A 14,383-nucleotide genomic window follows, 5' to 3' on the forward strand; every position below is an offset into this window, starting at 1 on the left:
CAGTAGAGCTCCTTCGGGGGTAGCGACCAGGGCGTGTTCATTCTTGCGCAGTTCTTCGGTAATCCGGGAAACGAGGTCAGCCGGGGCTACATGGTGACCGGTTTCCTGGGAAATCGTGGTGACGCCGGCGTCCGTAATTCCGCAGGCGATGATCTGGCTGTACGGGGCTAGATCGTTGTTGCAGTTGATGGCGAAGCCGTGCATGGTGACACCGTCGTGCACGCGGATACCGATGGCTGCGATCTTGCGGTCGGGACCCTTGTTGTCCGCGTTGATCCACACGCCGGCCCGGCCCTTGATGCGCACTGCGTTGATGCCGTAATCAGCGAGTACCGAAATGATCACGGACTCCAGGCGTTCGACATAGTCGCGGATGCCTGCTTTGTTCCTCAGCTTGATGATGGGGTACCCCACCAGCTGGCCCGGCCCGTGCCACGTCAGTTTGCCGCCCCGGTCCACCGGCACGACGGGAGTGCCGTCGAAAGGCCGTTCATGGTCCTCCGTCCGTTTGCCCGCGGTGTACACGGGGGCGTGTTCCAGGAGGAGGACAGTGCTTGGGGCCAACCCCGCGACAACCTTGGCGTGAAGTTCACTCTGGATTTCCCAACCACGGGTGTAATCAACGAAATCAGGAGCAAGACCCAGCTGTGAAAACTCAAGAGTCATGGGATCCAGCTTAGACCCGTTGGCGTCCTGCACCGGCTTTAGTGCTTAAGCTCACCCGCACCCGGGGAGTGCGTCACAGTGGCTTCTGCCTGGGCTTGGACGCAGCCGGCCGGTGCCTGTGGATAACTTCTGCGCGCAAGACGGGATTGGGCTAGACATGACTTATGGATGGTTTGCAGGCACCGGAGGTGCCGGGTTTCGCCGTCGGACGGCTGCTGGGTATTGGCGGGAGCGCGGCGGTCTGGCTCGCAAAGGACCAGCGCACGGGGCGGGACTGCGCGCTGAAATGCTTCGGGCGTGGCACCGGAAGGGCAATTGGTGCGGAAGCCATGAGCGAGGACGCCGTGCGGCGTGAAATCCGTATCCTTTCGGTTCTGGACCACCAGCATCTGGTCAAGGCCCGCGACGCCGTCCCGACGGCAGCCGTCCATGGGACCGGCACTGCGCTGGTGATGGACTACGCACCCGGTGGTTCGCTTGCCTCGCTGGTGGCCAGCCGCGGGAAGCTCAGCGTCGGTGAAACGGTGACGGTGCTGACGCCTATAGCCCAGGTTCTCAGCTACCTGCATGAAAAGGGGTTCACCCATGCCGATGTCTCCCCTGGAAATGTCCTGTTCACGGGGCAGGGGAAACCGCTGCTGTCCGACGTCGGCATTGCCCGGATGCTGGGGGACCCTGGTGGCGCAACGAATCCCGGAACCCCTGGCTTCGTGGATCCTGCCCCGGTTGATGCAGTGCGCGGCCTGCAGCCAGAGCGGGATGTCTACTCTGCGGCGGCGCTCGGGTGGTTCTGCCTCACCGGCCAGGCGCCGCCGAGGACTGCCGACCGGCCGCCGCTGTCCCTCCTGGTGCCGGAGGTCCCGCGGGAGCTGGCCGCCGCTTTGGAGTCTGGGCTCAACGAGAACCGGAGGGAACGGCCTACTGCTGCGGTGCTGGCCGCGGCCGTCTACCGCAGCGCAGCGCCCCTGGCGCTGGACCTGGCGGCCTCGGTCCATCCGACGGTGATACCGGAGTTGCTGACCCGCCGGCATGTTTCTGCACCGTCGCGCCTGGGGAGCGGGCGGGATCAGGTCCGGTCTGCGGGCAGACGGCTGGCGACCGCCACATGGCTCCGCGTGCCTTTTGCGGTGCCCCGGATGCCGTTTCCGCAGCGGGACCGGGAGCTCCGTCCCTCCGGCGGCCGCCATGCAGGCAAAGCCAGTTCGACGCCACGAAGCCTGAAGCGTTTGCTGGGCACTGTCCTTCCGGCTGCCGCTGCGGCGGCAGCCGCCGGAGCGTGGTGGCTGGCGGGGGCAGCAGGACTGCCTGCCGAATCCGCGCCGGCGCCGGATTCCGCTGCTGTCAACGCTGAAGCGGCTGCCACGGCTGAAGCGGCGCGGGAGTCCTCAGGCACCAACGGTGAAGACTTTGCCGCTGCCGCCCGCGAACAGGCGCGGGCGGCTGACCCGGTCAAGGCTGTAGCCGGCCTCGGTGCCCTGCGGGACCTCGCTTTCAGCCGGGGAAGCCTTGAGCTGCTGCACGAGGTCAACGTTGAGGGCTCACCGGCGGCGCAAGCCGATGCGCGGACAGCTGGAGAACTTCGCAGTTCCGGCCACGTCCTCGCCGGCTTCTCCAGCACGCTCAAGGACCTGCGGGCCGAAGAAGGCGCAACGGCCAGCCGCGCTGTGGTCAGCCTGCTCTCCGGTTCCTCCGCTTACGAGGAGAGGGACGCCCGGGGGAATGTTGTCCGTACGGGAACTGCGGGCAGCCCGGTTGAGCTCAGACTGGTGCTCGTGGCTGTGGACGGCAGGTGGAGGATCAGCGAGATCCTTCCCGGAAGCTAACGCCCCGTGCATCCTTACCCCGCAACCCACTGGGCGGCCTGCTCCAGCGTGGGATGCCGCCATCCAAAGCCCGCCTGCAGGAGCACCGTGGGCTCCATGCGCTGGCTGGCCAGCAGGAGTTCTTCCGCAAGCCCGCCGCCCATTACCAGCCGGAGGACCGGGGCAGGGACCCGCAGCGCAGCGGGCCGGTGCAGGGCCTGTGCCATGGCTGCCACCAGCGCATTCACGTCGGCTTCCTCAGGAGCGGACAGGTTGACCGGTCCGCTGACCTGGCTGTCCAACAGGAAGAGGAATGCCGCCGATACATCAGGCAGCGTCACCCAGGGCCAGTACTGCCGGCCGTTCCCCAACGGCCCGCCCGCACCCAGGCGAATCAACGGCAGCAGCCTCCCCAAGGCACCTCCCTTGCGGCTGAGGACCACACCGGTCCGCGGGGTCACCACCCGAACTCCATCAGGGGCCTCGTGGGCTGCTTCTTCCCACTCCCTGCAGATCCTCGCCAGCGTCCCGGAACCGTTCGGTGCATCTTCCCGCAGGACAGTGTTTCCGGCATCACCGTAGTAGCCGGCGCCGGACTGGCTGATGAAGGTTGCGGGCGGGGAGTCCAGCTGCCGCATCGCCCGGGCCAGCGTCCGCGTAGGTTCCAGGCGTGAACCGAACAGCTCGTCGACGCGTTTGCGGGTCCAGGGCCTGTCGCCGATGCCGGTCCCGGAAAGGTTCACCACGGCATCCGCCCCGGCCAGCGCCTGCGGATCCAGCCTGCCCGCGGCGGGGTCCCAGCGGACTTCGTCCGCGGAGGCGGCGTCCCGCCTGACCAAGGTAACGACGTCGTGTCCGGCGTCCCGGAAACTTGCTGACATGGAGGTGCCGATCAGCCCTGAGGCGCCGGCCATGACGATGCGCATGGTCCATCTCACCACGCCGCGTCACCGGCGGCACCTCCCGACAGGCCGCAGGGGGTTGACTATGATCGAACGATGACTTCGAGCTACTTTCGTTTCCCGCATCTGCACGGCGACCTGGTCACCTTCGTGGCCGAGGACGACGTGTGGATCGCGCCCCTGGGCGGCGGCCGCGCCTGGCGTGTCTCAGCCCTCCAGCTGCCCGCCCGCAACCCACGCTTCACTCCTGACGGCAAGCGGCTGGTGTGGACGGTTGTGCAGGGAACCGCGCCCGAGGTGGTATCGGCAGAGGTCGACGGCGGCGGGTACCGGCAACTGACCTACTTCGGCCACAGCACCACCAGGGTCAAGGGCTTCACTGCCGGCGGTTCCGTGGTGGTGACCAGCGCGTTCCGGCAGGCGGAAAGCAGGCACACGCACGCCTACATTGTTCCGCTGGAGGGCGGCTGGGCCGAGGAACTCCCGTTCGGACCGGTTGAGTCCGTGGCGTTCGGCCCTGAAGTGGGCGACGAGCGTCCTGTAGTGGTGGGCAGCGTGCTGTCCCGTGAACCGGCCTGGTGGAAGCGCTACCGCGGTGGAACGGCAGGAAAGCTGTGGATCGACACGGACGGCAACGGCGAATTCGAGCGCCTGCTCCCGGACCTTGACGGCAACCTTGCCGATCCCATGTGGGTGGACGGCCGGATCGCCTTCCTTTCAGACCACGAAGGCTACGGCAACCTCTATTCGGTCCTTCCCAACGGAAAGGACCTGCGCCGGCACACGGACCATGAGGACTTCTATGTCCGGCACGCAGCCACGGACGGCAGGCGCGTCATTTTCGAGTCGGCCGGTGAGTTGTGGGTGCTGCATGACCTCGGTTCCGACGCCGTCCGGCTCGATATCACCCTCGGTTCTGCTTCCCAGTCCAGGCGCCCTGCACTGCTCAAGACCAGCAAGCACCTCGGCGCTGTGGTGCCGGATACGAAGGGCTTGGCCAGCGCAGTTGAAGCCCACGGCACCATCCACTGGCTCCGCCATAAGGACGGACCCTCCCGCATCATTGAAGCAGCACCCGGTGTCCGGGCCCGCCTGCCCAGGCCCCTCGGTGACGGCAGGATTGCCTACGTCGCGGACCACGACGGTGTGGAGGCGCTGTATATCAAGGACATTGCCGCCCCCGTGCCGCACCCTGCCGGAGTGCCGGCCGTGGAGGGCGGCCCCGCCGAGCGGGTCAAGGACAGCCGCGCCGCTGCCGCCGCGGCGCACGGGGACGCAGTGGTGCTGCCGCAGCCCGTTCCCGCAGCGGGTGCAGCAGTGCTGGCCGGCACCGCCGCACCCGCTGCCTCCGATGAGCAGGCAGATGTCGCGCCCGACCCGGACGCTTCCGCTGCGGAATCACAGGCGGGCGCCACTGCAACCCGCGTCGCTTTCCCCAAGCCGTCCCGGGCCAGCGCCCTCGAGGCGAGCCCCGACGGGTCGAGGGTTGCCCTTGGCACCTCCTTCGGCGAGATCTATGTGGCGGACACCCGAACGGGTGAAGTTGTCCTGGTCGCCAGCATCGGCGAGGGCACTATTGTTGACCTCGCCTGGTCGGCGGACTCACAGTGGCTGGCCTGGTCTGAGCCGGTCACCTCGTTCGGTTCACGCAGCCGGCTGAGGCTTGCCAATGTGGCAGAGCCTGCTGCCGGCCCGGTGGACGTGACGGACGGCCGCTTCTGCGACACGTCTCCGGCATTCACGCCCGACGGGAAGTTCCTGGCATTCCTTTCCAACCGCAGCTTTGATCCGGTCTACGACGGGCACTCCTTCGACCTCTCCTTCCCCAGCCCCATTAAGCCGTACCTTGTGGCACTGTCAGCCGATACGCCGTCGCCCTTCGGCCCTGCCGTGGACACCCAAGGGGAAGAAGCGGCAGCCACCGGAGAAGCAGGCGGGAAGGGGAGGGCGGACGACGACGGTCTGGCGGCACCGGAGGTCCGCGTGGATCCCGGGGGCCTCGCCCACCGGGTCATCACCGTCCCTGTTGCGCAAGGCAACTACACCTCCCTGACAGCTGCCGAAGGGGCGCTGCTGTGGCTCGACTGGGCCCTGGCCGGCGTGACTGGTGACGGTAAGGCCAGCCAGGAGGACAAGGACGCCCGTCCCAGCCTGGTCCGGTACGATGTTGGCCGGCGGAAGCTGTCCACCCTGGTGGAGGCGCTGGACAGCTACCGGATGTCGGGGGACCGCAGCAAACTGGTGCTGATCTCAGACAAGCAGGTCACGGTGGCTCCCGCCGATGCCAAGGCGGATGAGGAGTCCGGGAAGCTGGTCAAGGTGGACCTTGGCCGCATCCGGGTGATGATGGACCCGCTCAGTGTGTGGGGCCAGGCGTTTGATGAGGCCTGGCGCCTGCAGCGGGATTTCTTCTGGGCAGAGGACATGGCAGGGCAGGACTGGGACTCCGTCTACCGCCGCTACCGTCCCCTCGTGGGGCGCCTGGGCTCACACGATGACCTCGTGGACCTCCTCTGGGAGCTGCACGGCGAGCTGGGCACCTCCCACGCGTATGTCCGCCCCGCGCTTGTCACCGAGAACGGCAGTCAGGGCCAGGGCCGGCTGGGCGCCGATCTGGCGTACACCGCCGCGGGCTGGGAAATCACCCGCATTCTGGCCGGCGAATCTTCCGATCCGCTGGCCACCTCGCCGCTGACCCGGCCGGGTGTCGGAGCCAGGGCGGGCGACATCCTGCTTGCGGTCGATGGCGTGCCATTGTCGGAGAAGGTCACACCGGCCATGCAGCTCGTGGGCGCGGCGGGCCGTGCCGTGGAACTGACCCTCCTCAACGGTTCGGCGCATGGAGCCGCAGCAGGCACCCAGCGCCGCGTCGCCGTCGTGCCCGTCAAGGATGAGGAACGCCTGCGCTACCAGGAGTGGGTGGCCTCCAACCGGCGCACGGTCCGCGAAGCATCCGGAGACAAGTTCGGCTACCTGCACATTCCGGACATGATGGCGAACGGCTGGGCCCAGCTCCACCGCGACCTGGACACCGAAACGGCCCTGGACGGCCTCATTGTCGATGTCAGGCGCAACCGCGGCGGCCACACCTCGCAACTGGTGGCCGAACTCATCGGCCGCAAGGTCACGGGCTGGAGCATGCCCCGGGGGGAGAAGCCGCGGACGTACCCGCACCACGCGCCGCGCGGCCCCGTGATCATCCTGGCGGACGAATTCGCCGGCTCCGACGGTGACATCATCACCCAGGTGTCAAAGCTGCGGGGCATCGGACCGGTCATCGGCACGCGTACCTGGGGCGGTGTGGTGGGCATCGACAACCGGTTCGCCCTTGCCGACGGTACCGGCGTGACGCAGCCCCGGTACGCGACGTGGTTCGGCGGCGGGGTGGGCTGGAGCGTTGAGAACTACGGCGTGGACCCGGACATCGAAGTCACGTATCCGCCACATGCCTACGCCGCCGGCCGGGACCCCCAGCTGGAGTATGGCATCGGTGCCCTGAAGGAAATGATTCAGGAGCTGCCCACGGACAGGCCGCCGGCCCGTGAAGGGTACCGCCTGGTCAGGCCGGCTCCGTTGCCTGCGCGCAGCCAGGGCAAGTAATGCACTGCAACAGGGAAAGGCCCTGCCTGCCGGAAGAATCGGCAGGCAGGGCCTTTAGTGTCAGTGGAGGATCAGGACTCCAGCGTGGCGTCCATCGTGATGTCGATGCTCGCCAGGGCACCTGAGACCGGGCAGCCCACCTTGGCTTCGCCGGCAATCTTCTGGAACTCGTCCTCGGAGATGCCAGGGACCGTGGCTGAGACGGTCAGGTGGCTTCCGGTGATGCCGGTGCCCGGAACGAACGTCACGTCAGCCTTGGCGCGCACTTCCTCCGGGGTGTGTCCCGCCTTCGCGAGTTCGTTGCTGAAGGCCATGGAGAAGCAGGCGGCGTGGGCTGCGGCGATAAGTTCCTCCGGGCTGGTCTTGCCGTTGGCCGCTTCCGTGCGGGCCTTCCAGGTGACATCGAAGGTGCCCAGGCCCGAGGTGGCCAGGCTGGTGGTTCCGGCACCTTCCGTCAGGTTGCCGTTCCATACTGCGTTTGCTGAACGTGTTGCTGCCATGTTCACTCCTCAGGTCGATGTGTACCGGGGCAGGCCGCTGCCTGGACCCCGCCGTGTCCCATCCTAGGCACTTCACCGTCCGGGTGCACCGGGTGTCCGCTGTCAGAGGATTATGACCGGGGGCCTTAACACCGACGGCGGCGCCCCGCCGAGGGGACCGCCGCCGTCGGGTGTTCTACAGCCCGCCGCTACTGCCAGAGAGTGGCGATGGCGATGTTGAGCAGGGCGAGCCCGCCCACGCCGTGCGCCAGGCCTGTGCTCACAGCCTCGCCCTTCTTGTACTTGCGCCGCCCGATGAACGCCAGTACGCCAACGGCGAGGCCGATGGCGAACTTGATGCCCAGCTTGGCGTAGTTGGCATCCATGTCCAGGGCGGGGATCAGCCCCATCAGTGCGATGCCGGTCAGCAGCTGGAGCATGGCGCCGTCGAACTGGCGGGGGTGGACTGTGGGCTTCTTCATCTGGCCGATCCAGATGCCGACGATCATGGCGGCGCCGACGATGTGCAGGAAAACCAAGATGTTGTACAGGATGTTCATGGGACCAGTGTAGCCATTAGTTCTACAGCTTGTAGTAGTTAAACTGCGACGGCGATGCAGGCCGTCCGGTGTTTCCCACCGTTGCCTGCACCGCCGTCGTGCGTTTATGCCTGCTACAGCCCCAGGTCAGCCTCGAAGGCGCCTTCTTCAAGGCGGGCCTTCAGGGTCTGGAGGAACCGGCCTGCGTCCGCACCGTCCACCAGGCGGTGGTCGTACGTCAGCGACAGGTACATCATGGAGCGGATGGCGATCGAGTCGTCGCCGTTTTCGTCGGAAACCACCACGGGGCGCTTGACGATCGCGCCGGTGCCCAGGATGCCCACCTGCGGCTGGTTGATGATCGGGGTATCGAACAGGGCCCCCACCGAACCGATGTTGGTGATGCTGAACGTGCCGCCGGAGAGCTCGTCCGGACCAATCTTGCCGTCGCGGGTACGGGCTGCGACGTCAGCGATCTTGCCCGCCAAGCCGGCAAGGTTCAGGTTGCCGGCGTCGTTGATGACCGGTACCAGGAGCCCCTTGTCGGTGTCGACGGCGATCGCCAGGTGCTCGGCGTTGTGGTAGGTAATCTCCTGCTTGTCCTCGTCGTAGGCAGCATTGAGCTTGGGGTGCTGCTTGAGGGCCTCGGCCACAGCCTTGGCGATGAAGGGCAGGAAGGTCAGCTTGGTGCCGTTCTGCGCCTGGAATGAGTTCTTGGCGCGGGCGCGGAGCTTGGCCACCTTGGTCATGTCCACTTCGTGGACCTGGGTCAGCTGCGTGGAGATCTCCAGGGATTCACGCATGCGCCGGGCGATGACCTGGCGGATGCGCGGTGCCTTCTGAGTGGTGCCGCGCAGGGAGGAAACGGCGCCACTGGACGCGGCAGGCGCCGACGCGGCAGGGGCTGCTGCCGGAGCGGCAGCCGGTGCTGCCTTGGCTTCCGCGGCGGCCAGTACGTCCTGCTTGCGGATACGGCCGCCGACGCCGGTGCCGGAGAGCGAGGCGATGTCCACGCCGTGCTGGTTGGCCAGCTTGCGGACCAGGGGAGTGACGTAGCCGGACTCGGAGCCGCCTGCTGCAGGAGCCTCGGCTGGTGCGGGCGCAGGTGCTGCAGCGGGTGCGGGTGCTGCTGCGGGGGCCTTGGGGGTTTCCGGAGCCGGCGCGGCGGCGGGTGCCGGCGCAGGGGCTTCAGCCTTCGGTGCCTCAGCCTTCGGGGCTTCCTGGGCCGGTGCCTCGGTGGACGGCGCTTCGGCAGGAGCCGCGGCGGCACCGGAACCGATGACTGCAAGGACAGAACCAACCTCTGCGGTGTCGTCCTCGTTGACACGGATCTCCTGGAGCGTTCCCGCGACGGGGGACGGAATTTCGGTATCCACCTTGTCGGTGGAAACCTCCAGCAGGGGCTCGTCCACCTCGACAGTGTCGCCGACGGCCTTCAGCCAGCGGGTGACGGTGCCTTCGGTGACGCTCTCGCCGAGGGCAGGCAGGGTGACCTCGTGGCCTTCGCCGCCGCCGGCTGCAGGGGCCTCAGGTGCGGGAGCCTCCTGCGCGGGGGCTTCCGGTGCAGGTGCGGCGGCGGGGGCTTCCTGCGCCGGAGCTGCTTCGGCGGGAGCCGCGGCCGGTGCCTCTTCAGCGGGTGCAGCAGAACCATTGGCGGAGCCGTCACCGATGCGGACCAGGGGAGCGCCCACCTCGGCGGTCTCGTCCTCGGCAACCAGGATTTCCTCAATCACGCCAGCTACAGGAGAGGGGATTTCAGTGTCTACTTTGTCGGTGGAAACTTCGAGCAGGGGCTCGTCCACCTCTACCCGGTCACCTACCTGCTTCAGCCAGCGGGTGACGGTTCCTTCGGTGACGCTCTCACCGAGGGCGGGCAAGTTAACGGATTCAGACATGTCGTCCCCGTTCTCCTTATTTATCTTTAGTGCGAATGAATGCTGCCTTGTTGGAAGCCTAGTGCACCCGGTCCAGGGCGGCCGGGTGCACCAGGCTCGGTGGTGCCGGGGAGACTAGCCGTGAAGCGGCTTGCCCGCGAGTGCCAGGTGGGCTTCGCCCAGGGCCTCGTTCTGGGTGGGGTGGGCGTGCACCAGCTGGGCCACATCCTCCGGGTAGGCTTCCCAGTTGACGATCAGCTGGGCCTCACCGACCTGCTCGCCCATCCGGGCGCCGATCATGTGGACGCCCACCACGGGGCCGTCCTTCTGCCGGACCAGCTTGACCAGTCCGGAAGTGCCCAGGATGGAGCTCTTGCCGTTGCCGGCCAGGTTGTATTCCTGGGTCTGGACCTGGTCCTCACCGAACTTCTCCTTGGCGGCCTTTTCGGTGTAGCCCACGGTGGCGATTTCAGGCTCGGAGTACGTGACCTTGGGGATGTTGATGTCCTCGACGATCACGGGCTTGAGGCCGGCGATTTCCTCGGCCACGAAGATGCCCTGCTGGTAGCCGCGGTGTGCGAGCTGGACGCCGGGGACGATGTCGCCGACGGCGTAGATGTTGCCCACACCGGTGTGCAGTCGCTCGTTGGTGATGACGAAGCCGCGGTCGATGGTGATGCCCGCTTCCTCGTAGCCGAGGTTGGCGGTGACGGGACCGCGGCCGACGGCGACCAGGAGGAGGTCGGCTTCGAAGGTTTTGCCGTCCACCAGGGTGACCTTGACGCCGTCGTTGTTCTGCTCAACGCCCTGGAAGAACACTCCGGTGGAGAACTTGATGCCGCGCTTCTTGAAGGCGCGCTCGAAGTTCTTGACGATGGTGGCGTCCTCGTTGGGGACCAGCGAGGGCAGGCCTTCCACGATGGTGACGTCCACGCCGAAGGACTTCCAGACCGAAGCGAACTCAACGCCGATGACGCCGCCGCCGAGGATGATGGCGCTCTTGGGGATGGAGTCCATAGTCAGGGCCTGGTCCGAGGTGATGACCCTGCCGCCGATTTCCAGGCCCGGAAGGGTGCGGGAGTAGGAGCCCGTGGCCAGGACGATGTTCCTGCCCTTGTAGGCGGTGCCGTTGACCACGATGGTGTCGGTGCCCTGGAGCTTGCCTTCACCTTCGATGACGGTGATGCCCTTGGACTTGATCAGGCCCTGGAGGCCCTTGTACTTGCCGGCGATGATGCCGTCCTTGTACGCGTTGACGGCGGTGATGTCGATGCCGTCGAGGGTGACGTTCACGCCGTACTTGGCGGAGTCACGGGCGTGGTCGGCCAGCTCCGCGGAGTGCAGGAGGGCCTTGGTGGGGATGCAGCCGTTGTGGAGGCAGGTGCCGCCGAGCTTGGCCTTCTCCACGAGGCCGACGGTGAGGCCAAGCTGTACTGCCCGCAGCGCCGCGGCGTATCCGCCGCTGCCGCCACCGAGTACCAGGATGTCGAATTCTTGCGCAGTTGCCTGATCGGCCACTTAAACGCTCCCTCGCGTGAACGATGACGCGTTCTCCGCGCATCATCTGGTCTTGGAACTTGCACTGCCGTGATTATGCCAGCAGGCCTGTTCTCTTGCATTTGTGACTACCGTGGTTCACCTTAGCGAACCACCTATCCATGCTCCACCTTGGCGCCGCGTTTGTGGAGCGCTTGTGTCGAGTGTCACGCGGCTTTGTGGCACAGCGATCACCCGTGCCGCAAAGCCGCGCGACAGGCCGCCTGCGGCCGGATTAATCTCAGGCCGCAGCAGCCAGGATGTCCTCCACATAGGCCACCAGGGTCCGCACGGTGCAGCCTGTTCCCTGCTTGTGGGTGTAGCCGTAGGGGCTTCCGTTGTTAAAGGACGGCCCGGCAATGTCGATGTGGGCCCACGGGATCTGTTCCCCGTCCTTGCCCTTGCCCACGAACTCGCGGAGGAAAACGGCAGCGGTCATCATGCCGCCGTGCCGTTCACCGATGTTGGCCAGGTCCGCCACCTGCGAATCGAGGCTGGGGCGCAGTTCCTCGGGAAGAGGCATGGGCCAGACCAGTTCCCCGGCCCGGTCCGCGGCGGCCTTCAGGGCTCCCGTCACGCTGTCCGAGCCCATGACGCCGGCGGTGCGGTTGCCCAGGGCGATCAGCTGGGCGCCGGTGAGCGTGGCGACGTCGATGATGGCGTCCGGGTATTCGCGGCTCGCGGCGACAATGCCGTCGGCCATCACCAGGCGGCCCTCGGCGTCCGTGTTGAGCACCTCCACCGTCTTTCCCCCGAGCATCGTCAGGACGTCTGCCGGCCGGGAGGCGGCGCCGGAGGGCATGTTCTCCGCAATGCAGAGCCACGCGGTTGCCTTAACCGGCAGGCCAAGGCCCGCGAGGGCAAGGACAGTGTTAAGGACGACGGCGGCACCCGCCATGTCGCTCTTCATGTCGCCCATGCCGAGGGCCGGCTTAATGGAGATTCCGCCGGTGTCGAAGGTGATGCCCTTGCCGACGAGCGCGATCTTCGAGGAGGCCTTGGCCGGGGAGTACTCCACCCTGACCAGGCGCGGCTGGCGGGCAGAACCCTTGCCCACGCCCATGATGCCGCCGTAGCCCTCCTTTTCCAGGCGCTTCTCGTCCCAGACCGTCACCTTCACGGGCAGCCCCTTGGCCAGGTCCTTGGCGGCTTGCGCGAACGTTTCCGGGTAGAGATGGCTGGGCGGCTGGTTGACCAGGGAGCGGGTTGCGTTGACAGCCCTGCCGATCAGGGCGGCGCGCTTGAGGGCGGCGCCGAGTTCCTTCTGGTCTGCCAGCTCGGTGAAGATGACGGCATTGCGGACAGGGTCCTTCAGGCCTTCCTTCGAGGAACGGAACTCGGTGAAGGCATAGGCGCCCAGGGCTGCACCTTCGGCGACGGCCGCGACGTCGGCCACGGACGCCGTCGGGAATGCCAGGGCAACGGTGGCAAGGCCTGCGAGCTGGCGGACCGCGGAGCCCGCCGCGCGGCGCAGGGCCTCCCCGGTCAGCGGGTTACCGGCAGACACCTTGCCCACACCGGCCAGGGCCAGAACGCCGGCGCCGGTCTCGGGCAGTCCCGGCAGGCGCACCAGCTGGTCGGCTGCACCCGTAATGCCGAGGGTCTTCAGGGAATCCGCCAGCGCCTCCGCGGACTTGGCAGTCAGTGGATTGTCCAGGAGGACGGGACCGTCTGCACCCTGACCCACGCCTATGACCACTGCGTCGCTGGGGTTCTTCTTCAGGTCCCGCGAGAGGGTACTAAGGTTGATTTCAGTATTCTTGACCACGCGGATCAGTCCTCGATTCTCGAAAGATGTTCGGGCAGGGATGCATGTTGGGCGCTCTGCCATGTTGCCCGGGTACGGCCGTTCGGAACGCAGTCCGGGGTCTGCCGGCCCGTCTGGCAGGCCAGTTCCGATCGTAGCCCGTCCCCGCCGCGCCGGGTGAAATTTCGTGAGATGTGCGCCACACGGTGTGCTGGAATGCCGTGCTGCGCCGCGGCGTTGTAAGGAGTGTCCAAACCGCACCTATGGAAGGAACATGCCGTGCTTGAACGGATCTCCGGCTCCCTGCTGGACCCCGACGCGCTCTATGCGCGCAACATCGGGCTGTTCCACAGCCCTGAGCTCCGCGGGCTGAACCTGGTGATGGGCTTCACCGGATTCGCTGACGCCGGGCACGTGGTGAAGCAGATCAACGCGGAGCTGCTGGACTCGCTCGATGCCGAGCCCGTAGCCGTGTTCGACGCCGACCAGCTGATCGACTACCGGTCACGCAGGCCGCACCTGACCTTCGTCGAAGACCACCTGCAGGACTACCAGGAACCGAGGCTGGCCCTGTACCGGCTCAAGGACGGCCTGGGCAACCCGTTCCTGCTGCTCGCCGGTTTCGAGCCTGACCTCCAGTGGGAGCGTTTCGCCCGCGCCGTGGTGGGCATCGTGGAGAAGCTGGATGTCAACCTCGTCACCTGGATCCACTCCATCCCCATGCCCGTGCCGCACACCCGTCCCGTAGGAGTGACCGTGCACGGCAACCGGCCGGAGCTGATTGAGGGTATCTCGGTCTGGAAGCCAACGGTGGAAGTCCCGGCAGCCGTGGGGCATATCCTGGAGCTCCGCCTGGTGGAAGCCGGGCGCAACGTGGCCGGTTACGTCATCCATGTGCCCCACTACCTGGCGGAGGCGGAGTACCCCATTGCCGCCGTCGCAGGCCTTGAATACCTCGGCGCGGCCACCTCGCTGATGCTGCCCACGGACAGGCTCCGCGAGGCCGGCCGCGAAGTCAGCCGGCAGATCGCCCAGCAGATCGATGCGTCGGAGGACGTGCAGCAGGTGGTGGCCCGCCTTGAGACGCGGTACGACGAAAAGGCCGACGGCATCGTACGGCGCTCGCTCCTCGCGGACGAAAATGACGAGCTGCCCAACGCCGACGACCTCGGCGCCGCAGTGGAGGCCTACCTCGCCCGCGAAAACCCCGGGCAGTAGCTGCAGCCGGCTGCTGCCCG

The 14,383-nt window shown here is 66.9% G+C and carries 10 protein-coding genes; 3 read left to right on the top strand and 7 right to left on the bottom strand.

Annotated elements, in window-relative coordinates:
* Window positions 1-666, bottom strand: a 666-nt coding sequence (gene lipB, locus FDW81_RS12225; RefSeq protein ID WP_138134467.1) for a lipoyl(octanoyl) transferase LipB, incomplete at its 3' end; no start/stop codon positions are given.
* A gap of 164 nt (window positions 667-830) precedes the next feature.
* Between lipB and FDW81_RS12230 the strand changes: the two genes are divergently transcribed.
* Window positions 831-2,489 (top strand): serine/threonine-protein kinase, encoded by a 1,659-nt coding sequence (locus FDW81_RS12230; RefSeq protein ID WP_138134468.1) that lies wholly within the window; start codon window positions 831-833, stop codon window positions 2,487-2,489.
* A gap of 14 nt (window positions 2,490-2,503) precedes the next feature.
* On the opposite strand, the gene FDW81_RS12235 is transcribed toward FDW81_RS12230, so the two are convergent.
* Window positions 2,504-3,394, bottom strand: a complete 891-nt coding sequence (locus tag FDW81_RS12235) for a TIGR01777 family oxidoreductase (protein ID WP_138134469.1) — start codon at window positions 3,392-3,394, stop codon at window positions 2,504-2,506.
* 72 nt (window positions 3,395-3,466) lie between these two features.
* Between FDW81_RS12235 and FDW81_RS12240 the strand changes: the two genes are divergently transcribed.
* Entirely contained in the window at window positions 3,467-6,970 is a 3,504-nt protein-coding gene (locus FDW81_RS12240; protein ID WP_138134470.1) for a S41 family peptidase, read from the top strand.
* Between the two features lie 71 nt (window positions 6,971-7,041).
* Here FDW81_RS12240 and FDW81_RS12245 read toward each other — a convergent pair whose 3' ends face one another.
* The 5 genes from FDW81_RS12245 to FDW81_RS12265 all read right to left on the bottom strand — a co-directional run bounded on the left by FDW81_RS12245 (window position 7,042) and on the right by FDW81_RS12265 (window position 13,166).
* Window positions 7,042-7,470: an OsmC family protein gene (locus FDW81_RS12245; RefSeq protein WP_138134471.1), complete on the bottom strand. Its 429-nt coding sequence runs from the start codon at window positions 7,468-7,470 to the stop codon at window positions 7,042-7,044.
* Between the two features lie 188 nt (window positions 7,471-7,658).
* Entirely contained in the window at window positions 7,659-8,009 is a 351-nt protein-coding gene (locus tag FDW81_RS12250; protein ID WP_138134472.1) for a hypothetical protein, read from the bottom strand.
* A gap of 113 nt (window positions 8,010-8,122) precedes the next feature.
* Window positions 8,123-9,883, bottom strand: a complete 1,761-nt coding sequence (gene sucB, locus FDW81_RS12255) for a 2-oxoglutarate dehydrogenase, E2 component, dihydrolipoamide succinyltransferase (protein ID WP_138134473.1) — start codon at window positions 9,881-9,883, stop codon at window positions 8,123-8,125.
* 114 nt (window positions 9,884-9,997) lie between these two features.
* A complete protein-coding gene (lpdA, locus tag FDW81_RS12260; RefSeq protein WP_138134474.1) occupies window positions 9,998-11,380 on the bottom strand; it encodes a dihydrolipoyl dehydrogenase in 1,383 nt (460 codons plus the stop codon).
* 259 nt (window positions 11,381-11,639) lie between these two features.
* Window positions 11,640-13,166: a leucyl aminopeptidase gene (locus FDW81_RS12265; protein ID WP_138134475.1), complete on the bottom strand. Its 1,527-nt coding sequence runs from the start codon at window positions 13,164-13,166 to the stop codon at window positions 11,640-11,642.
* A gap of 258 nt (window positions 13,167-13,424) precedes the next feature.
* On the opposite strand from FDW81_RS12265, the gene FDW81_RS12270 reads away from it, so the two are divergent.
* Window positions 13,425-14,363: a proteasome assembly chaperone family protein gene (locus FDW81_RS12270; protein WP_138134476.1), complete on the top strand. Its 939-nt coding sequence runs from the start codon at window positions 13,425-13,427 to the stop codon at window positions 14,361-14,363.
* Window positions 14,364-14,383: the final 20 nt, after the last annotated feature.

It is taken from the genome of Pseudarthrobacter sp. NamB4 (genome assembly GCF_005796185.1).
Classification (GTDB): Bacteria; Actinomycetota; Actinomycetes; order Actinomycetales; family Micrococcaceae; genus Arthrobacter.

Coding starts and splice junctions, on each gene's coding strand:
- FDW81_RS12230 (WP_138134468.1), top strand. CDS start 831: ATGGATGGTTTGCAGGCACCGGAGGTGCCGGGTTTCGCCGTCGGACGG.
- FDW81_RS12235 (WP_138134469.1), bottom strand. CDS start 3,394: ATGCGCATCGTCATGGCCGGCGCCTCAGGGCTGATCGGCACCTCCATG.
- FDW81_RS12240 (WP_138134470.1), top strand. CDS start 3,467: ATGACTTCGAGCTACTTTCGTTTCCCGCATCTGCACGGCGACCTGGTC.
- FDW81_RS12245 (WP_138134471.1), bottom strand. CDS start 7,470: ATGGCAGCAACACGTTCAGCAAACGCAGTATGGAACGGCAACCTGACG.
- FDW81_RS12250 (WP_138134472.1), bottom strand. CDS start 8,009: ATGAACATCCTGTACAACATCTTGGTTTTCCTGCACATCGTCGGCGCC.
- sucB (WP_138134473.1), bottom strand. CDS start 9,883: ATGTCTGAATCCGTTAACTTGCCCGCCCTCGGTGAGAGCGTCACCGAA.